Origin of the sequence: Granulicatella sp. WM01 (genome assembly GCF_004570605.1) — a bacterium.
Taxonomy (GTDB): Bacteria; Bacillota; Bacilli; order Lactobacillales; family Aerococcaceae; genus WM01.
In genome coordinates, this window is the sequence record NZ_SPPB01000009.1 from 22635 (window position 1) to 44258 (window position 21624).

21 protein-coding genes are annotated in these 21624 nt (G+C 33.2%); 7 read left to right on the forward strand and 14 right to left on the reverse strand.

Features of this window, described 5'->3' with window-relative positions:
* Nucleotides 1–105 precede the first annotated feature (105 nt).
* Both E4T68_RS02510 and E4T68_RS02515 read right to left on the reverse strand, forming a co-directional pair.
* Complete coding sequence (locus tag E4T68_RS02510) at nucleotides 106–1275, reverse strand: SIS domain-containing protein (protein ID WP_135123799.1); 1170 nt, start codon at nucleotides 1273–1275, stop codon at nucleotides 106–108.
* 11 nt (nucleotides 1276–1286) lie between these two features.
* Nucleotides 1287–2003 (reverse strand): GntR family transcriptional regulator, encoded by a 717-nt coding sequence (locus E4T68_RS02515; protein WP_135123801.1) that lies wholly within the window; start codon nucleotides 2001–2003, stop codon nucleotides 1287–1289.
* A 719-nt stretch (nucleotides 2004–2722) separates the two neighbouring features.
* On the opposite strand from E4T68_RS02515, the gene E4T68_RS02520 reads away from it, so the two are divergent.
* The 3 genes from E4T68_RS02520 (at nucleotide 2723) to E4T68_RS02530 (ending at nucleotide 5994) form a co-directional block, all read left to right on the forward strand.
* Complete coding sequence (locus E4T68_RS02520; RefSeq protein WP_135123803.1) at nucleotides 2723–3940, forward strand: amidohydrolase; 1218 nt, start codon at nucleotides 2723–2725, stop codon at nucleotides 3938–3940.
* 251 nt (nucleotides 3941–4191) lie between these two features.
* Nucleotides 4192–4812, forward strand: a complete 621-nt coding sequence (locus E4T68_RS02525; protein WP_135123805.1) for a DedA family protein — start codon at nucleotides 4192–4194, stop codon at nucleotides 4810–4812.
* A gap of 30 nt (nucleotides 4813–4842) precedes the next feature.
* Nucleotides 4843–5994 (forward strand): AI-2E family transporter, encoded by a 1152-nt coding sequence (locus tag E4T68_RS02530; protein WP_135123807.1) that lies wholly within the window; start codon nucleotides 4843–4845, stop codon nucleotides 5992–5994.
* Nucleotides 5995–6339: 345 nt separating this feature from the next.
* On the opposite strand, the gene E4T68_RS02535 is transcribed toward E4T68_RS02530, so the two are convergent.
* Both E4T68_RS02535 and E4T68_RS02540 read right to left on the reverse strand, forming a co-directional pair.
* Entirely contained in the window at nucleotides 6340–7152 is an 813-nt protein-coding gene (locus E4T68_RS02535; RefSeq protein ID WP_135123809.1) for an undecaprenyl-diphosphate phosphatase, read from the reverse strand.
* Nucleotides 7153–7757: 605 nt separating this feature from the next.
* Nucleotides 7758–8447 carry a M15 family metallopeptidase gene (locus E4T68_RS02540; RefSeq protein WP_135123811.1) on the reverse strand — a complete coding sequence of 230 codons (690 nt, stop codon included), beginning with the start codon at nucleotides 8445–8447 and terminating at the stop codon, nucleotides 7758–7760.
* A gap of 128 nt (nucleotides 8448–8575) precedes the next feature.
* On the opposite strand from E4T68_RS02540, the gene E4T68_RS02545 reads away from it, so the two are divergent.
* Both E4T68_RS02545 and E4T68_RS02550 read left to right on the forward strand, forming a co-directional pair.
* Nucleotides 8576–8770 carry a hypothetical protein gene (locus E4T68_RS02545; RefSeq protein WP_135123813.1) on the forward strand — a complete coding sequence of 65 codons (195 nt, stop codon included), beginning with the start codon at nucleotides 8576–8578 and terminating at the stop codon, nucleotides 8768–8770.
* 142 nt (nucleotides 8771–8912) lie between these two features.
* Entirely contained in the window at nucleotides 8913–9308 is a 396-nt protein-coding gene (locus E4T68_RS02550; RefSeq protein WP_135123815.1) for an ABC transporter transmembrane domain-containing protein, read from the forward strand.
* Between the two features lie 122 nt (nucleotides 9309–9430).
* Here the strand turns inward: E4T68_RS02550 and E4T68_RS02555 are convergent, their stop codons facing one another.
* From E4T68_RS02555 to tmk, 7 genes are all read right to left on the reverse strand, one after another.
* Nucleotides 9431–9625: a hypothetical protein gene (locus E4T68_RS02555; protein WP_135123817.1), complete on the reverse strand. Its 195-nt coding sequence runs from the start codon at nucleotides 9623–9625 to the stop codon at nucleotides 9431–9433.
* A 691-nt stretch (nucleotides 9626–10316) separates the two neighbouring features.
* Nucleotides 10317–11471: a serine hydrolase gene (locus tag E4T68_RS02560; protein ID WP_167753780.1), complete on the reverse strand. Its 1155-nt coding sequence runs from the start codon at nucleotides 11469–11471 to the stop codon at nucleotides 10317–10319.
* A gap of 67 nt (nucleotides 11472–11538) precedes the next feature.
* The gene (locus E4T68_RS02565) at nucleotides 11539–12636 is read right to left on the reverse strand and encodes an iron-containing alcohol dehydrogenase family protein (protein WP_135123821.1); all 1098 of its coding nucleotides are present in this window, start codon (nucleotides 12634–12636) and stop codon (nucleotides 11539–11541) included.
* Nucleotides 12637–12810: 174 nt separating this feature from the next.
* Nucleotides 12811–13143, reverse strand: a complete 333-nt coding sequence (locus E4T68_RS02570; protein ID WP_135123822.1) for an initiation control protein YabA — start codon at nucleotides 13141–13143, stop codon at nucleotides 12811–12813.
* Nucleotides 13144–13146: 3 nt separating this feature from the next.
* Nucleotides 13147–14127, reverse strand: coding sequence for a DNA polymerase III subunit delta' (gene holB, locus E4T68_RS02575; RefSeq protein ID WP_135123824.1), 981 nt, complete (start codon nucleotides 14125–14127; stop codon nucleotides 13147–13149).
* A gap of 10 nt (nucleotides 14128–14137) precedes the next feature.
* Nucleotides 14138–14467, reverse strand: coding sequence for a cyclic-di-AMP receptor (locus E4T68_RS02580; RefSeq protein WP_135123826.1), 330 nt, complete (start codon nucleotides 14465–14467; stop codon nucleotides 14138–14140).
* A 12-nt stretch (nucleotides 14468–14479) separates the two neighbouring features.
* Complete coding sequence (gene tmk / locus E4T68_RS02585; RefSeq protein WP_135123828.1) at nucleotides 14480–15124, reverse strand: dTMP kinase; 645 nt, start codon at nucleotides 15122–15124, stop codon at nucleotides 14480–14482.
* A 175-nt stretch (nucleotides 15125–15299) separates the two neighbouring features.
* On the opposite strand from tmk, the gene E4T68_RS02590 reads away from it, so the two are divergent.
* Both E4T68_RS02590 and E4T68_RS02595 read left to right on the forward strand, forming a co-directional pair.
* A complete protein-coding gene (locus tag E4T68_RS02590) occupies nucleotides 15300–16367 on the forward strand; it encodes an Mbeg1-like protein (RefSeq protein WP_167753781.1) in 1068 nt (355 codons plus the stop codon).
* Between the two features lie 505 nt (nucleotides 16368–16872).
* Nucleotides 16873–17844, forward strand: coding sequence for an aromatic acid exporter family protein (locus E4T68_RS02595; protein WP_135123832.1), 972 nt, complete (start codon nucleotides 16873–16875; stop codon nucleotides 17842–17844).
* Between the two features lie 162 nt (nucleotides 17845–18006).
* Here E4T68_RS02595 and E4T68_RS02600 read toward each other — a convergent pair whose 3' ends face one another.
* The 3 genes from E4T68_RS02600 to E4T68_RS02610 all read right to left on the reverse strand — a co-directional run.
* The gene (locus E4T68_RS02600) at nucleotides 18007–18435 is read right to left on the reverse strand and encodes a CopY/TcrY family copper transport repressor (protein ID WP_135123834.1); all 429 of its coding nucleotides are present in this window, start codon (nucleotides 18433–18435) and stop codon (nucleotides 18007–18009) included.
* Between the two features lies 1 nt (nucleotide 18436).
* A complete protein-coding gene (locus E4T68_RS02605; RefSeq protein ID WP_135123836.1) occupies nucleotides 18437–20839 on the reverse strand; it encodes a heavy metal translocating P-type ATPase in 2403 nt (800 codons plus the stop codon).
* A 124-nt stretch (nucleotides 20840–20963) separates the two neighbouring features.
* Nucleotides 20964–21624, reverse strand: a 661-nt coding sequence (locus E4T68_RS02610; RefSeq protein ID WP_167753782.1) for a transposase, incomplete at its 5' end; no start/stop codon positions are given.

The following is a 21624-nucleotide window of genomic DNA, read 5'->3' on the forward strand; positions in this document are numbered from 1 at the left end:
TTAGAGCATTTTATAAAACCATAAAACCACTCTGATCTATGTGCTACCTTTATTGTATCGTATTTGTACTCCGTTTACCATACTAAATTCAGCACTATTCAAGATTTAATCAAGAGGGTGTATAATCACACCTTTTACAACACGATTGACTGTTCCACTTGGAGAAGGTGTATCCGGTGTATTTCCTACTTTAATAGATGCCAACAAGGACACTGTTTGTGCAACAACCACATCAACAATAGCTAAATAACCATCAGGTAAAGTTAGAGAAGATTGCCCAAGTTCAAAGACCGTACCTTGATATGTTTCTAGAGGATATTGTGCAATGGCAACAACATTATTCACGATACTATCTGCATGAATCTCATTTAAGACATCAATATCATATTGTTGAGTATATTCTTGATTGCTCACAAAGCCAAATACTAATGTTTGTGGACTTAAAAATGATTTTGGACCATGTCGAAATCCCATAGAAGAATCGAATGCTGTTGCAATTTTTCCAGCTGTTAATTCTAACACTTTCAACTGTGCCTCTCGTGCCAATCCAGACAAGCTACCTGATCCTAAATAAACAATACGATCAATATTTGGTGCTAACAATTCAGCAATTGTTTCCTCTTGGTTCAAAACAGATGCCCCCAAGACAGACAAAGTATCAACATAGCGTTCTTTTTCCTTAATATCTGTTGTATCAAAAATTAGCAATCCAGATAACGCCATACAAGAATAACTACCAGTCATCGCAAATCCTTTATCATTGGAACGCTCCGGCATTAACAATAAATAGTTTCTCTTATCATCTCCAGCCTTTTTAGCTAATTCTCCATTTTCAGCACATGTAATTGTAATATGGTACAACTGATTAACCAGCTGATTAGCCAATTCAACCGTTGCAACACTTTCTGGACTGTTCCCACTACGTGCAAAAGACACTAAAACTGTAGGCTCGTCTGGCAATAAATACTCATGTGGATTAGAGACAATATTGGTTGTTGCAATACTCTCAAAAATATAACGCGTTGTGTTTCCCACACGCATTAAATGGGGCATAATCGTATCTCCAACGTATTGGGAAGTCCCTGCTCCTGTAAAAATAACACGTATTTTTTGATTTTCCTTAACAGAAATTCCATCTAAAAACGTTTGCAATGCTTGACGATTATCTTGATAAATAGCAAACGTTTCTTTCCACAACTCTGGTTGTTGCTGAATTTCACGTGTCGTAATATAGGCACCTTGTTGTTTTAATGCCTCATCTTGTAATGTAAACATAAAATCCTCCTTTATAAACTCTCATTATAATGAGTAATGGTATACTTAAACAAATCCGCTCTTGCAACACTTTGCGTCCATTCAACTACTTGATTTCTTTGATTATACGCTAAACGGCTCAAATACAAGGCTGGAGAATTGAGCGGAACCTCCAATACCATCGCCTCCTTATATCGCATTATACTAGCAAAAATTTCTTCCTCTGCCATTTTAACTATCTGTTCACATTCTTCAAAAATAGTATACAAGGCTTTAGATTCGACTTTTTCCTTTGTTAATCCTTGACACACATCAACTGGTAAATACGTCGTTTCCACCATCATTGGCTGGTCATTCGCCAAACGCACCCTCTTAATTTTATACACAAAGTCTTCAATTGATACATTCAGCACATGAGAAACTCGCTTACTTGCTTGAATTTTTTCAAAAGATAACACCTTAGTTGTCGGCACTTTCCCTTCTTGGAGCATTTTATCTGTAAAACTATACATTGTAGCCAAATTGGTTGCATTCAATTTGTTATCTGCAACAAATGTTCCTTTGCCATGTACTTTATAAATGTACCCTAAACGCTCCAGCTCTAAAAGTGCCTGCCTAACAGTAGTCCGACTCACTTGGTATTCTTTGACCAATTCTCTCTCCGAAGATAATTTTTCATGCACTTGCAATGTGGATTCTATTTTTTCTTTCAAGCGATCAACTAAACGATCATATAATGGTTGGTTCATCACATTTCTCCTAACTGGTCATTACCACATATTAAGTATACTCCATTTTAGCTTATCGGTCAACGGCAAACAAAAAAACAGAGGAATTTATTCCAAGTATAATAAAAAACAGCTCCTCAAAAATACACTATCTAAATTGCAAATAAAAAACAAAACATCAGCCATACTTCCTAATCTGAAAGTAAAAAACAGGACAAACAATTCTCCTATATTGCATAAATCAAAGATAAACACCATGACAAAATTATCCTGAATTAATTGCAAAACAAAAGTAAGGCAAAACATTATCTACATTACCTAAATTGTAAATAAAATCAGCATAAACGCTTCTTGTATACTGCATAAATTACCTATATTTACCTTACAATAAATATAGTATTAGACTATATATTTTGTTCTATTTTTAGCTTTTAAATTGAGCACACATCTATCGACAAAATAATTCGAAACCCTAATAGACACTTCATTTGAAGCTATTAAAAAATTGTTTCCCTAAATAATTTCCAGTTTTCTTTATACCGTCTTACTCCAAGCACTTATCCCCCGTTTGCCTTCTGCTTATTTAACCTTAATCACACTATGTTTAAACTCTTTCTCAATATATCCATACTCTATATCGCTAAAAACGATTTATTTCTACTATCCAGAGTAAAAAATGAATAAAATTTATCTATAAAACATATTTATGATATAATAACTACTTTAAGGGAGGAGATAATATGACAATACAATCTATATTACAATCATTGCATACTATTCAAGAATGGCAAGAGAACACCTATCGACACTTGCATGCCAATCCTGAACTATCCATGCAAGAAGTGCATACTAGCGCCTTTATTAAAGACACTTTACTTGCATACGGATACGATGTTCACACTATTGGAGGTGGCATTGTCGGTATTTTAAAAAACGGAGAAGGGGCATCGGTACTATTCCGTGCCGATATTGATGCACTACCTGTTAAAGAAGATACTGGGCTAACTTACGCCTCACACATTACAACTAAAGATGCACATGGAAACCCCGTTCCTGTCATGCATGCCTGTGGACACGACATGCATATTGCTGCTGCACTTGGAGCAGCATGGGCTTTGGCGACACATCAAAAAGAATGGAGTGGCACATATATTGCACTTTTCCAACCCGGAGAAGAAACTGCTTCTGGTGCTAAAGCTATGCTTGAAGACGGACTTTTGGAAAAAATCCCTAAACCTGATTTAGCCTTATCCCAACACGTCTTAACTACTCCAGAAGCGGGGAAAGTAGGCGTCAAAGCCGGAGCATTTCTTTCAAGTGCCGCCTCGCTCAAAATCATTATCCATGGAAAAGGAGCACACGGATCAATGCCTCATCTTAGTATTGATCCTATCATTATTGGAGCATCTCTAATCACAAAACTTCAAACAATTGTTGCAAGAGAAATAAACCCATTTGATTTTGCCGTAGTCACTGTAGGTTCTTTCCAAGCAGGTATTAGCGCAAATACTATTGCCGATAGTGCCACACTTTTGCTAAATATACGTGCCTATGACGAAACAATCAAAGCAAAGCTTATCGCCTCCATTAAACGTATTGCCATTGGAGAATGTCAAGCTGGCGGTTGTTTGCAAGAACCAACAATCTCTATTTCCGACAATTTCCCCTTGACAGATAACGACGAAATGCTTGCTCATCAAGTAATTACTGCATTTGAAAACTATCTTGGCAAAGAAAACGTTGTATCTTATCCAGCTATGAGTGCCTCCGAAGATTTTTCATATATTCCAAGAGCATTCAATATCCCTTATTTATACTGGGGATTTGGTGGATTTACAAAAGATCAACCTATCTATGCTAACCACAATCCACGCTTTGCCCCCGCTATTTATCCAACATTATTGACAGGTACCAAAGCTGCTATTATTGCAATCATGACTTACTTAAAACATGAATAGCACGTTATAATTTTGATTCACTAATGAATATTATACTTATAACTCATATAAGCAATGCTTCAAATTAAGACATTATCTATATGATTTTAATCATTATCTTACTTTAAGAGGAATAGCTAAACCACAGTCTAGCTGTTCCTCTTAATAATCAAAATCGCATAAAAACATCTCCCTATTTGCCGTGCTTTTATAGAAGAATTCGTGTATAATAGGCATAGCTCTTTATGAGCAATTTATTTTCGAGGTGTTTTATGGAAAATTGGATTACATCCTTTATGAGTCAATATGGGTATTTTGCAATATTTTTATTAGTTGCTTTGGAAAATGTTTTCCCACCCATTCCATCTGAGATTATTTTAACCTTTGCTGGATTTATGATTATATCTACCCACATGAGTTTTTTAGGAGTTGTCATTGCAGCAACACTCGGTGCTGTTATAGGTGCAATCATTTTATACGGTCTTGGTGCATTATTAAAAAAAGAAACCATTGAAAATATTCTTGACGGTAAAGTCGGAAAAATTATGGGCTTTAAACGTGAAGATGTTGATAAAGCTATCTCATGGTTTAATAAAAAAGGTGCCATTACAGTTTTATTTACACGTTGTATTCCCGTTGTGCGTAGTTTAATTTCCATACCTGCTGGAACTTCTCGTATGAACCTTATCCCATTTACAATTTATACAACAATCGGAACATTTATATGGAATATTTTACTCGTATGGCTAGGTCAAATTGCCGGCGAAAATTGGGAAGCTATGGCAGTTAATATTGAGCATATCTCCAGTATTTTCAAGTACGGACTTGCTATTACTGGTATATTAGCCATTGGATATATCATCTATCGCAAACAAAAACGTAAACACATATAATCTTAATCTATTAAGAAAGGACTTTTGCTTATGACAAATAAACCAAATCCTAAAGATAGTCGGTTTATTAATTTTCTAGGGGGCTATAATTTATTATATGCTCTAACAGTTGCCATTTTACTGTGCGTTTTTATTTTATTATTAAATAGTATCTCTTTTGTTTTTAATCCGATTAACGTAGTTATTATGTCTATTGCAACACCAATGTTACTGGCTATCATTTTCTACTATATGTTTGTTCCTCTAGTAGATTACTTATATACATTACGTGTTCCTAGAAGCATTGGAGCTGCTATTTCGATTATTTTACTCATTATTTTGTTCGTGGTTAGTTTTGGATTAGCTATTCCTATTATTGTCAATCAAATTACTTCATTTGCTAAAGCCATTCCAGGATTAGTAAATAATTTGGTAAACATCTTGGAAAAATACTCATCAAGTGCAGAGTTTCAAGTATACTATAAGCAAGCAATCGATTGGATCAACAGTAGCTTAAATGGCATTGCTCAACAATTACTTCAAACACTGACAACAACCATTCAAGGAATTTCATCAATCATTTCTACCGTTTCAAGCGTACTCATTGCATTGATGACCTTTCCCATTTTCTTAATGTTTTTACTTATTGACGGTCGTCAATTTAAAAATCAATTTTTACAACTCTTTCCATCTCAAACGAGATTAGAATTAGACACATTATTAAAAAATATCAACTTAAAAGTCGGAGCCTACATTAAAGGTCGTCTTTTTGTTAGTTTTTTAGTAGGTGCTTACTACTTTATCACATTAACAATTATTGGAATGGACTATACATTTGTTTTAGCATTTTTAGCCGGACTATTAAGTTTAATTCCTTATTTAGGTGCCGTCATTGCCTTGGTACCTCTTATTATTGTTGCTCTAACCAAATCTACAATTACTGCAATTCTAACTCTAATCATTTGGGGATTTGCACAAATTTTGGACGGCAATATTTTAGGTCCAAGTATTATTGGACGCAATTTGAATATTCATCCGCTAATGATTATTATTGTTTTAATTGGTTCAGGAAGTTTTCTTGGTGTAGTAGGCATGATTATCGGTATTCCTGTGTATGCCATTTTACGTGAAATTTTTATGTTCTTTTTCAAAAAATACAAGAAACGTTATGTTCGCTTTTTTAATGATAACAACGAATATTAAACCGTATTTAAAAGATTTAACGAACATGTCTAAACAAAAACTGACTTTACACTCCTTGATGTAAAGTCAGTTTTCTCCATTTTCAGTAAGTTTTTTGATCAAACACTGATTTGCTTAAAAGTACTTGTATTAATAAACCCTTTTTAATCTAATAAAAGAACATTCATCCCTGACATAAAAATACACATGCTTTTATTTATATCTGTTAAAACTATGCATTTTTATGTACACTCTAATAAATATTATTTATCACAAAATCTATATGTAGATTTTCTCTACTCTAAGCTATAAGCACACTCTCTATTTCATACGCTATTAAATAATGCATTCTTCACGAAAAGACAATTATAAAAATCCTGCGATTAAAACAATAATACCTAACACAATACGATATTTTCCAAACACAGTAAAATCATGTTTTTTGATATAAGATAATAATTTTTGAATAACAATCATAGATACGAGGAAAGATACTAATACTCCTACGATTAAAATTAATACCTCTTCTAAACTGTAATGAAATCCAAAACGGATTAATTTTAACGTACTCAATCCAAACATTGCTGGAATACCTAAGAAAAATGAGAATTCAGTCGCCACATAACGTGATGTCCCTAATAATATAGCCGCTAAAATTGTTGCCCCTGATCGTGATGTCCCAGGAATTAACGCTAACACTTGTGCCATACCAATAAATAACGCTGTTTGATAAGTCAAACTTTCTAATGTTTTCATTTTTTCAACATGTTTATAGTGTTTTTCAATAAAGATAAATCCTACCCCATAAAGAATCAACATTAAGGCAACTGTAAAAGCATTCATAAAGTTTGCTTCAATCCAATCATCTAGCTTATAAACAAGAACTGCTGGAATTGTGGCTATAGCCACTTTATACCAAATTGACAATGTTTCTTTTCTTTGAAGGTGTGTTTTAGTTGGCGAAAAAGGATTTAATTTATTGAAATATAGGACGATAACAGCAAGAATTGCCCCTAATTGAATAATCACTTTAAACATTTCAAAAAATTCAGCACTTACCTGTAACGGCATAAATTTATTTAATAAAATAAGATGCCCTGTGCTACTAATGGGTAGCCATTCTGTTATTCCCTCCACAATACCGTAAATAATAACCTTAATTAACTCTAACATAACCATATAATCTCCTTAATTCAAGCATATATGCCTAGTATAACACAAATCTCTCAAATATTCTGTTTATGATAGCCTTTCCCGTTTTATTTTAATCAAAAAGAACCGATTTTTACTATTGTTTTATTTTCCCAAAAATATACTATATTCACCATGTAGGGTTCGTATGTTCGATTTTTTCAAAAAACAAAATAAACAAATGCCTATTTACACATCAGCAAAAGGTACAATCATTCCTATTTTAGAAGTGAATAACCTCGTCTTTTCAAAAAAATAATGAATAAGCGCTTTATGATACACTCTAATAATGAAAACTATATCGTTTCACCAATCTCATAAAAAATTGTTAGCATTTATCCATCACAACATACTATTGAAATTATAACAGATAATCTTTAATCCGCATTGGTATTGATACTATGAAATTAAATGAAAAAAAGTCTTTACACAACAAAAATTGTGAGAAATCAACATTTACAAGCACTGATTTCTCACAATTTTAAACATACCACCTCAGATAATGTTTAATTTTTCCCTGCTCCATTTTAAACAGTTTTTCATTCTCGCTTTCAATAGAGCATAACGATTTTATTAACATGACACTTAACACACTAATCGCGATAGTTACCGCCCTCAACGCCAAAGTATTCTTCCAAACTTAACTTGGAGCGATAAATCTCCTCTGCTTCTTGACCAATATAACGAATATGCCACGATTCTGCTTGATACCCTGTACTGTATTCTTTTCCAGGTGTATAACGCACAATAAATCCATAACGATGTGCATGTTCTGCTAACCATTTAGATGCAACAGGTTCTTCTAGTAAAGTCCCTTGTTCATCTTCCCATAAATCAAACACTAAACCTAATTGATGCTCACTGTATCCTGGTCTAGCGGAATATGTATCTGCTTTTTCTTTTCCGTCAGTTTCAACGTATTTATTATAGAAATAAGATTGTAGGTTGTAATCTCTAAACCCACTATATCCACTAGCTATAGCAAATCCCTCTTTACGCATAGCCTCTTGCAATTTTAACAATGCAGCTTTTGCAACAGCATCTTCTCCTGGATTATAGTCTTTTGACACAGGATACTTCTTATTCACTATAGGAATTTTGTCATATTTCCCTTGAATAAAATAGTAATGCTCCCCTTTTTGCAAGACTGATTTACTCGCTAAACTAGTACTTTCTTGTGTTGTTGTAACTATGTTTGAAGAAGATATGTTACTCTCTTGTTGTTGACAAGCACCTAAAAATCCACTGCATACAATTACATAAATTAATTTTTTATACATCATTTTCTTCTGTTCCTTTCTATAAAATATAGTATATCATATTTCCTAATAAGAAACAGTTCTCAGTTGAAAGCATGATTTTATTTTGCTATACTGTACCTCATTGTAAATAAAATGAAAGGACTATTTATATGAACCACATGATTACGCATTTAAAGAAATATAAAAGATCTTTAAGCGTCATTGTTCTATTAACAATTTTACAAATTACAGCTGGACTACTTACCCCTACCATTTTATCCACTCTCGTTTCTGAAGGTATTTTAAAACAAGATAATCAACAAATCACTACACAAGGTTTATTAATACTAGCTATGTCAAAATGATAGAGCTATGTTTAGCAATTGTAATTGCACGTTTAATTGGAAAATTTCCCGCTAGTTTTTCTAAATATTTACGTCTATCCATGTTTAAAAAATTCAACAATTTTCAATGCAGGACTTCCAAACTTTTGGAACAGTTTCCTAAATTAACCGAACAACAAAAGATATTCAGAATTTATCACAAACAATTGGGTTTACAATAGGAATGGCTTTGGTTGCACCATTCATGCTCATTGGTTCTATTATTTTATCCATACGCATCAACGCACAGTTATCATTAGTTTTACTCACTACTGTGCCTATTTTATCCATTTATATTCTTATTATGATGCACTATATTTCTAAAGATTTCACTACTCTTCTCCAATCTACAGATACACTTACTCAAATGATACGTGAACTATTGACAGGAATTCGTGTCATCCGTGCATTTAATAAAAATGAGTATGAATTAGAATGTTTTGACAATGTAAATCAACGTTATGTCATCAAGATAGGAGAAACACATGCTCAATATCATTCAAACCAAAAATTCAAGTAAAAAATACTTTATAAATTGTCGACACATTTAATAATATAACGATAATAAACGCAACAATCTTTATAATATTTATTTTGGTTCTCTTTTCTCTCCAAAACCATATAATAGATAGACATTAACAACTAACTGAATAAAATAAATGATGTTTTCCATAATATTCTCCTAATTAAAATCTCAGCAATAGTATATCTAGACGTCCAACCAACTTCCCTAATAACATTTGCACTTCTAAACAAAGAAATATTTGAATTATCATTTTCAGGATACGACTCTTCAATATCATATTCTTGTTTATAAAATTTATCTATAAAAATCATTTTTGTAGAATCATTCAACTCTAAAAAACGTTCTTATAATTCATAAGAGTTTGTTTCTTTCAAAAACGAAATAAATTTATCAATCTTTATTTTATCAATTGAAAAACTAGATTCCGAAGTAAAAACTCGATTGTTAAAGACGGACGGTAATATAAAATTAGCAAACGATAAAGTAACTAGACTACTAATAACACATTTTTTAACTTTTTATTCATAACAATTTATCCCTTTATAAAATTAAATAGTTAAAAATATTATAATAAAACCTAAATGCACATTGGTATCATCTTATTTCCTAAAATCACTGATATAATTTGATGAAAGCGTACCATAAAACAAATGTAAAAAACAGTCTTATATTACATATTTTTCTATGTTATAATAGTGTTTATGTGATTGAATCTATAACTAAAAAAATAAAACTCGCAAATAATAATGTGTTATCTTTTATAATATATAAAACGCAAAATAAATCGCCTGTAATCATTTTTTATATCATCTAATGTAAAGCGAACTACTTTAAAACCTCTTAAACATGCCTTTTTTACGTTTTAGACATACTCTAACCAAAAAAAGAGTAACTAGTATATACTAATTACTCTTTTCTTGTAACACTTTTTTAAAGGTGTTAACAAACATTATCCTTGATATAAAGACGTTTTTCTGACACAGTTTTCCTAGAATTGTGCCCCTACTTATCTTGGTTTATTCTATGCCATTCGTTAATCACGTAAGCTAATTTTCCGAATTGATATTCTGTTAACCCTTGCGTATACAAAGCAATTAAGTATGGATTTCTTTCGTGAACAATTGCTACATCATTTATTGCATCATCATATAATCCATATTTATGCCATATATCAACTCTTTGCAAATACATTTCGTAATACCGGTTAGGTGTTGCCTCTTTTAAATAGCCAATCAGATATGGATATTTGTCTTGATTAGCCCACACATACTCTAAAACTTGTTTGAAATAATAAGCTGTTGTCCGATTGGTATCAACATCAATTGTCTTAATTGAAGCATGCTCATTTTTTCCATAAACACCAAATTTTTGTTGATACAAATTATAAAATCCACCAAAGTATTCAACTAGCATCTCTGCAGTATGATTGCTTGATTCAACTATGGTTTGCTCTAATAGCTCTTTTAGAGGGGTACCTAGTACAATCGTATTTAAAGTATATCCTCGTGTTTTCATTTCATCTTCAACAAACATACTTAACGGTAATTTATATGTACTCCCAGCTATCATACTTTGGTTTTCATTCATTTGGACCACTTTTTTCGTAGCCGTATTAACATAAGAGAAGGCAACCTGATTGGTTGTTAATTTCTCATCAGTTAAATACTGTTTGACAATCGTTGTTAAATCTTGATTGGCGTAATCATATCTGATAGATAATCGCCCCATATCATTAGAATCATCATAAACATATAACTTTTGGGAAACTGTTTGTCCATAAAGAGTTGCACTAACTGTTTGCTCGCCAAGTTTCAGTTGATCTGATGGGATAGAATATGTCACATCTTTAGCATAGCGTTCATCTACTCCAAAAACCGATTGATAATTTCCTGAAATCACAAAGTCTTGCACACGATCACTCACTTTAATAAGCTGATTAATATCTGGTGCAATAAAATTAATATTGACTTTGTAAGACGTTCCTTGATACGTCAAATTAATCTTTTTTTCCATTGCCTCTGACACTTGGAATTGTGTCATGTCCATAGACACTGTACTATCATCTGAAACATTACCCAAATACACTTTAGCTTGCAATGGAACAGTATCCCCAATAACATAATCAATCTTTTCTGCCTTTGCAAACGGACGCTTCATCAAACTAAATATAAGTAGAAATCCTCCACTTATTAGTAGCAAAAATACTATTTGCTGCGCTCTTTTTTTAGATCTCACTACATTTCTCCAATTCATTAACTAATTTTTCTAATGCATAAGTTGCTTCAATAATATCTTCATCTTTAATATTTGGTACAGCCAAACGGAATGTTTCTTTATGACTTGCAGCAAATTGTGCCATTTTTTTCACAGCACTTTCCATAGGTTCTTCAATATTCAACTGTTTCCACGCATAAATGAATTTATTTTGTGCAAAAAAAGGAATCAAACGTTTAACTTCATGCCACTCTTTCATAGCACATAATTGAATAAGTAATCCATAAGACACTTTAACTCCATGTTGAATACGGTGTGTTTCTTCAAATAAAGATAGTGCATTATGTACAGCATGTGCTCCAGATATTCGCCCATATTCACAAGCAAATCCACCGACAGCACCAGAAATATTAAATATAGTATCAACAATGCGTTTAAAATCTTCACTTGCATTAAAATCATCAAAATCTTTTAACGCTTTAGGCGTATCACGTAATAAAATGCGTTGTGTCACCTTAGCAGCTGCTAGACCTAATTCAACATTTGCCTCTAGGTATCCTTGTACGTGTCTTGTAATACTTTCTGCTTCATACCATTTCACTAAGGTGTCACAAATCCCACCTATAAAGTACTCTTTTGGAGAATGTACCAACAACTCTAAATCAACTAGACAACAAAATGGCATGCGTTTAATATAATCTATCTGCTTAAACACCTTATTAGGATAATAAACCGCAACAACTGCAGAAGTAGGTGCACATGTCCCTAATACTGTAGGCACCATAATAAGTTCGCAATCCAATCTTTCAGCAACCAATTTAGCAGTATCACACACTTTTCCGCCACCAATAGCAATAATCACATCCGCATCTTTACTCAAATTAGACAGCCTATCTGCATCTTCATGGCTTGACGTATGATCATAACGTAATACTGGAATATGGCTAAAATCGTCTGGACAATACTCTAAAAATGCATGGTAGGATTTTTCTCCTGTAATCATATAAGGTTTTTGAAATCCCAAAAGTTTGTCTTTCAAATAGCGTAATGCTCCTACTTGACTAATATACTGCCCCGGGGTACTACGGGTTACTTGTTCAAATTTCATCTCATTTTCCTCGTCCATTTATTTTAAAAACATTTAACACATCTTAAATATATTTACGCTTTATTATATCACGTATGTATATATTTTTAAAACCTATCATTAAACAAAAAGGACAAGAAAAAGCCCGTTCTTTTTGTACTTCACATGATTGTGTTACCAGACTTTTCCCAATCCCTAATCCTCACCTTGACTTAGCAAAGACTCACATAATAAACATACTTCATCACGTTGTATCCCATAAAAATTGTGACAAATATGCACACCTGAATCATAAAGATGCTCCAAATTTGACAATCCATACTTTTGAGCATGTTTAGTATCTAATTCTTTATCTACCAATTCCAAGGCATCTAATTTTTCTCTTAAATGCGCATTTTCAATTTTTAAACTACTATTTTCATCGATCAATTTATGAATTGTATCTTTCATATTTTGAATAGTCACTCCAATAAGAGCACTACTCTTTTCAACGACTTCCAGTTGCTCGTATAATTCTTGACTATCCATTCTCTACCCTCGCACAATCTCCAAGCACAAACGTTCAAAACACACCTGTGCGGAAACAAAATTATTTACATTTTCTTTTGCTTGTAATAAATATTCTAGTCCTTTTTCTGGATCAAATATTATTTTTTTATAATTAGGCATTAGTTTTTTCAAATGCACATGCTCCTCTTGATGCTCTTTAAGCATAAGAGCATCTCTGAAATAAATACTTAGTATATCTAAACCATACAAAGCATATTCTTTTTGAGATAACCACTCCATTAGTTTTGTTTGTACAAAAATAAATGCATATATATCTTTTGCAAACAATAATTCGCACCATTGCCATAACGCTTGATGATAGTGTTGAAACGTTTCTGAAGTTCCCAATTCAATAATCTTATGAACATCTTGACTTAATTCCACTAAAATGGCACGTAAAGTATCTAAAGTGACCTTGTCTTTAACCATTTCATTTAACATCTCCTTAGATAAAGGAGTTAGACTAAGGAGTTGCGTTCGCGATAAGATCGTCGGCAATACATTATCCTTGTTATCAGTCAATAAAAGAAAATACACATTTGACTGTGGTTCTTCTAAACTTTTTAACAAACTATTAGCTGCACTAACACTCATTTTGTCAACATGTTTTAAAATATACACTTTTTTTTGATGTTCTAAACTGCTGTAATGTGTGCTATCTTTTAACTCTCTAATTTGCTCTACTTTCAAAGTTGCCCCATCTGGTTCAATCCATTCAACATCTATAAACTCTCTTGCTAAAATACGTTGACAGTTTTGGCATGTATAGCATGCTCCGTGCTCTGTTGGTGTTTGACAAAACAACGTTTGCGCTAACCAATCTGCTAATTCATCTGCACCCATACCTTCTAAACCTGAAAACAAATAAGCATGCACTAAAGCATTACGTTGCCAAGCACGTAATAAATACTCTTGAATACTCGGCTGTTTTTTGAACACCAACGCTGCTTTATCATCTTTCATGATACTAACCTTAAAATTGAGCAAACTGCTCTACTGGTAAGACAAATACAGTTGCTCCCCCTACAGTAACTTGTAACGGATATGACATCAATCCATCTAAACCTACACCTAACATAGATTGTTGCATCATTGTTTCTTCACGTTGAGAACAATTTTCACGAATCACATCTAATACATCTTGAACACGTTCATCTTCTACGCCAATTAGAAAAGTCGTACTTCCTGAACGTAATAAACCTCCTGTTGATGCCAACTTTGTTGAACGTAAATTCGCTTCAACTAATGCACGGCTTAACTCTGAACTATCTTTATCTTGTACAATTGCCATAACAATTTTCATTTGTGTAACCTCCTAATATCTAAATAATTGTGAATATTTTTCTTTTAAAATACGCACGCATTGCTCAACTAAGTCCTCTACAGATTCTCTACCGTCTAATAATACAATACGTTGCCTATTGTGTTCAACTAGGTGTAAATAGCCTTGCCGAACCGCTTTATGAAACTCCACATTTTCCATATCTAAACGATTAATCTCATTCCCACGTTGTGCATAAATTCGCTCTAAGCCAATTTCAGGTTCAATATCCAAATAAATCGTTAAATCTGGATAATAATGATCTATTGCAAACTCATTAATGTCTTGTATCTGTTTTGCACCAATCCCTCGTGCATAACCTTGATACGCGATCGAACTATCTACAAAACGATCACACAACACCATTTTCCCTTGATTTAAAGCCGGAATAATTTTATCTACCAAATGTTGTCGTCTTGAAGCTGCATACAACAACGCCTCTGTCCTAGCATCCATTTGTATATGATTAGGATCTAAAATTAATGCACGAATTTTTTCAGCAATAGCATTTCCACCAGGCTCACGAGTAGATAAAAGCTCTACTTTTAACACTTCTGACAAGACTGGAATAAGTTGATTAATCAAAGTCGTTTTCCCTGCTCCATCTGGTCCCTCGATTGTTATAAACACTCCTGCCATGTATCTACTCCTTCATTCAAACTCTTCATCCTATTTTATCATAAAACACGAAAACTTGCTCTATATTTGATACATATTCTTAAATATCCTTTTTTGTTTTTCTTTGATACCTGCTCAATTATGGTATAATAGACACATAGGAATGAATAATCCCCTATGTAATGAGGAGAATATAATGACAACTATTTTTGATTACTTAAATTGGCGTGGAGATTTAACTTTTAAACAAGCTCCCTTTAATGAAATTGACAGTTTAATCTTAACACGATTTTGTTATTTACCACTAGACAACATTGTCACAAATACTCCACAAACTTTACACTGTATCGGAAAACACTTTTTCAATCTCAATCGACAAAATCATCCTGATGTCGTCATGCCAGAAGATATTACACTTTTACGTCTAATGATGCAAACAAGACGTTTCAAATCTCTCTTGCTACAGCACTATATTAATACGATTGACTATGACCATGAAGAACAATTTTCTGCTTTACTTATCCAGTTAAATAAAACAACGTCTTACGTTGCTTTTCGTGGAACAGACCTGACACTTGTCGGTTGGAAAGAAGACTTAAACTTGGCTTTTAAATCAAGCATTCCCTCTTACCATTCGGCAGTAGCTTATCTAAATGCATTAGAGGATGTTTTACACCATCATGTTATTTTAGGAGGACATTCAAAAGGTGGTCACTTAGCCTTATATGCCGGATTATTTACACAAATGGCTATCCGTTCAAAACTCATTGCAATTCATAACTTTGACGGTCCTGGATTCCCAGATGACATTTTACAATTACCACAATATCAAACATTAAAACCTATCATGCGCACTTATGCAGCGATTGTTGGCTATATTTTTAAACATAATCATACATTCATCACAATTGATAGCTCTGCAAAAGATTTTTCAAAGCATGATACATACACATGGAATGTTACACATCATGTCATTACGCGCTCTGCTCATATCCCTAAATCAGCAATTGCCCTGACCCACGTATTAGACTATCTGTTTTCTCGATTGAGTACACAACAAATTCAACATCTTATTGATTCTGTCTATCAAATGGCGCTATCTTCACATATTTCTACCATTACAGAACTCCAAAAGCTAGACTTCAAACGGATAAGTGCATTGATTAAATCTTACAATCAACTAACTAAGGAAGATACTGCTCTCATACATAAATGCATCATTGAGTTTGTTAAAGCTATTAACTACCATAGAAAAAATCAGTAATTCTCTAACTCTACAAGTAAAAGAAAATTGTATCATTTCTTTATTTAAGAAAAAGTATCATCAAAATGTTACGTAATATAAAAAATTAGAACACAACATTAAGCTACAAATAACAAAAACTACAAGGAAACAACGTTTATGAACGTTACTCCCTTGTAGTTTTAAACATATCACTTCAAACAATGTTTAATTTGCTCCACCCCCGTTTGCTTCACCCCCAAAAAAGTCCTACTTTCTATCACATAACACACCTTCAACATATCAAAAAAATATGTTTGTCGCTTATATAAAGCTCTCCTATCAAAAAATAGTTTTACACTAAAAGATGACAATTCTTATAAATGACTTGATATTTATAAAGTATCGGCATAAAATGAATGTGACTTACTTTTATACGTGAGCTTACCTTATAGGGCTTGTATATATTAGGCATATAGAATGCGTATAGACACTATTGCTTGCACTTGTTAGTGCATAGGCACACAATATCAACAAGGAGAATATTATGTCAATTTTAGAGAGAACAATAAAAATCGTATTGGCTACTTGCTTGTCTATTTATCTTGCAACACTCATTCAACTACCCTTTGCAACGTCTGCCGGCATTATTGCTATTTTGAGCATTTTAGATACAAGACGATCTTCTTTTATTATGGCAATGCAGCGGATTAGTTCAGCTTTGCTAGCTTTATTGATTGGTAGTCTATGTTTCTCCCTATTCCATTTTTCTGTATGGAGTTTTGGTATTTATTTAGTATGCTATGTTCCTATTGCCTATTTTTTCAATTTACACCATAGCATTGCACCAAGTTCTGTATTAGTTGCCCATTTATTCATTCAACAGAGCATAAATTGGCTTATTCTATCACAAGAAATTCTTCTTTTAGTCATCGGAACAAGTCTTGCATTACTATTCAACAGTTATATGCGTTCAAATAACCATAAAATAACTGCTTACCAGCAACGTGTTGAACACCTATTGCAACATACCTTATTGCAAGTGAATGATGCCCTACAACACAATACAGCAATTCAGATTGGACAATCTTTACAGACATTACGACAAACACTTAAGGAAGCTAAGCAGATTGTTTATCAAGAGCGAGATAACCAGTTATTCAGCCGTACGAATTATTTTGTTCACTATTTTGACATGCGTGAAAATCAAGTTAAATTATTAGAACAAATGGTTCGTCATCTGCACCTTTGCCAACTTGAGTTAACAGAAAACAAAATCTTGGCAGGTATTTTTTATTTAAGTGCCAATCAATTAAGTCAAACAAATTCAGCCATACCTTTACTCCAAAACATTACAGAATTACTGTCTTATTTTAGACAACGCCCTCTACCACAAACACGAGAGGAATTTGAAGGACGAGCGATACTTTTTCAATTACTCAACGATTTCACACATTTTATTCAACTAAAAGTTGATTTTTATACAGAATACCAAGAACAGATTGAACTTAATCACTAATAGCATAAACTTTTTTATATACCATTTAAGCTGAATGAAAGGGACTGGGAAAAATTCTCAATTTTAGACACATACTTCAGACAATACTTAGCCTTTTCCTAATCCCTGTAACATTCATACAACAATCTTCCAATAGATTACCTATTATTGACTAACAAATTCTTATTCTTTTTCTATCGGGCAACATGTACATTGCCCTTTTGGACAACAACACACTATTTGTTCTGGAGCATGCTCTATATGCCCATGCAGTTTATCCATTAAGCAATATATATCTTTTTTACTCATCGGTATATCATCAAGTAAACGATAAATCAATTGAGCCTTTTTTTTATGGCATAGCAATTGAATATCGTGTTGTACTTTTTGATATACCATGTTTTCTTTATTCACCGTTGCAAAATATAGATATGTTTTTCCTTGTTTTTCAGTCGTTAAATAGCCTTTCTTTACAAGACGTGCTAATAGCGTTTTAACAGTTGACAAACTCCATTGTAATTCTTCTTCCAAAGTACGATAAATATTTATAGCTTCTATGCTTCTGTTCGCCCACACGATCGCCATAATACGCCATTCTGCTGATGTAATCATTTCATTGCTCTCCTTTATTATTCCCTTTATCTAATTTTAATGCCACATATCTCAAGCGTAGCGCATTCAATACTACTGAAATTGAACTGAAACTCATTGCTAAACCTGCCAACATTGGATTTAACAATATTGGATAGAACAGTCCCATAGCAATAGGAATGCCCAAAACATTATAAATAAACGCAAAAAATAGATTTTCTTTTATCGTTTTTAATGTACGTTGACTTAATTCAATAGCTTTTACAACGTCATTTAAATCACTATGCATTAAAACAATATCAGCCGATTCAATCGCTACATCTGTCCCTTGACCAATTGCAATGCCAACTTGTGCTTGAACTAAAGCAGGTGCATCATTTATCCCATCTCCTACCATAGCCACTTGCCTACCTTGTGCTTGAATATTTTGAATAATTTCAGCTTTTTCTTGAGGTAAAACTTGAGCATATACCTTTTCAATTCCCACTTTATTAGCAATCGCTTGAGCATTTATATGATTATCTCCACTAACCATAATCACTTCAATACCTTTTTCTTGCAAACGTTGGATAGCTTGATAACTCGTCTGCTTAATAGCATCAGATATTGCAAGTACACCTTGTACAACATTGTCCACAACAACAAATAACGCCGTTTTTTGTTCTTCTGCAAATCGCTGGCTCTCTTGAGTATACGCTACATCAACGCCATAGTTTGCTAACAACTTAGCATTTCCAATATATACTTTTTTACCCCTTACTTCTCCATATACCCCTAATCCCTCTAGAAAGGTATACTGTTCAACATTTAGCAATTCTATATTTTCTTGACGTGCTTTATGCACAACAGCTTTGGCTAATGGATGAGTGGATAAGTTTTCAACGCTACCTGCTAATTGTAATAAGTCTTCTTGGGATAAAGAGGTAATAATATCACTCACAACTGGTCTGCCTTGCGTAATCGTTCCTGTTTTATCTAAAATAACTGTTTGAATATGACTTGCCAGTTCTAATGCTTCGCCATTTTTTATCAGGATACCATGCTCTGCGCCTTTTCCTGTAGACACCATAATTGCAGTTGGTGTAGCCAGACCTAAAGCACATGGACAAGCAATAACAAGAACAGCAATAAACGTGTTCCATGCCATATATATACTCCCCATAATTACCCAGCCTATCAATGTTAAACACGCTAATATGAGAACAATAGGCACAAAATAACGAGATAGTGTATCTGCTAATTTTGCAATCGGTGCTTTACTCCCCTGTGCCTCCTCAACAAAACGTCTAATTTGCGATAATGTCGTATCTTCTCCTATTCGATTGACACGATAGTACAAAACACCATTACTATTTAAACTTGCTCCAATAACATAATCACCGACTGTTTTCGATACAGGCATGCTTTCCCCAGTAATCATGGATTCATCAACTTGAGCATTCCCTTTTTCAACAACACCATCAATAGCAATTTGTTCCCCCGCCTTAGATACTAATAAATCTCCAACACGAACAAATTCTATTGGCACTTGTCTTTCACCAGATTGCTCTACTATTGTTGCATAATTAGGAGCTAAATTAATCAATGATTGAATTGAGCGTGTTGTTTGTTTTTTCGCCTTATATTCAAAATATTTCCCTACCGTAATTAATGTTAAAATGACTGCTCCCGATTCAAAATAAATATCCATAGTTTGCCCAAATGCTATATATATTATCGCAATTATCCCTTGAATAAAGGCTGCCAAAGTTCCTAGAGCAACTAATGAATCCATGTTTGGTTGCCTTTGCCATAAATACTTAAACCCTCTTGTATAATAAGAGCGATTAACCCAAACTATCGGAATAGATAAGATAAGTTGTGCTCCAGCCATAGTTAAAGCATGATGCAAAAAAGACCGAAATGGTAAACTCAACATGTGTCCCATGGATAAGTACAATAAAGGAATAACACAAGCTATCGAAAATATTACACGTTTTTTCATCTCATCATCTACATGATTTCGTGTGCTTCCTATTGTCTTTACTGTATAGCCTAATTCCTCAATATATGTAACCAGTTGCTGCTTACTTACTTTCTCATCATGTTTAATATATGCTTTTCCTATAGCAAAATTAACTTGAACATCATCAACACCGTCTATCTCACGTATACTGCGTTCAATACGACTCGCACAATTGGCACAACTCATGCCCTCAATGCTTAACACATCTTGAGATAATGGTTCATGAATTTGATACCCTAATGCTTCAATTTCTTGATAAACATTTGATAAAACCTGATCTTTTTCATACGTAACATCTAATGTTTCCTGTGCAAAATTCACACTAGCAAATTGTACTCCTGATAGTTGCTGAATTGCTTTTTCAATACGATTTGCACAACTGGCACAACTCATGCCATGAATGCTTATTATTTTCCTCATAAGTCACCTCTATAATCACTATTTGCCTATAGTCTACAATTGTAGATGTTAATTGTCAACCTTTTTGTCTAACCTATATGCTCTTCAAAGAATGGTTCTATGTCAAATAGAGTTGATGAGGCTGTTATGCACTTAAGTGTATAACAGTCTTTTCATAACTAGAAAACAATTTTAGCATTAACAAAATACGTGCTCTAAAATAAGTAAATGACCGATAGCCAAAAGCATTCCGTTTTAATACTTTAATCTTATTATTTAATCCCTCAATAGATCCATTTGATAATTGTGGGGCATTGAATGTATTGTGAATATAAGGCAATAATCGTTTAAATGTGCCTATCTGACGGCGTAATCCAAGCGCAATAGACTGATTTCTTGCTGACAATAATAGCTCATCAAACTGCAATTTATCCCCTTGTCTAATCGCTTCAAGTAAATCATGCATCAACTCGTAACTATTTTTCAACACCTCATCATGCGACAATAAATAAGTCACAACATTTTGTGTGTTTGTTAGTGTTTTAAATAGGGGCATTTTAGTATATATTTGTGCATTTAACTTATCTGGTGATAGTAAAAATAACTTCCAATATCTTTTGAATTGATTATATAATGGGCGATTATGAACTTTATACCGATTCATAACACTAACACGATACCGGTTTAATTCACGAGTTAAAGCTTGAACCAAATGAAATTTATCTATATGTATAGCCGCATTTGGGAAATATGTCTTTATAAAAGCTATATATGGGAAAGACATGTCAATGGTAATCGTTTTAACC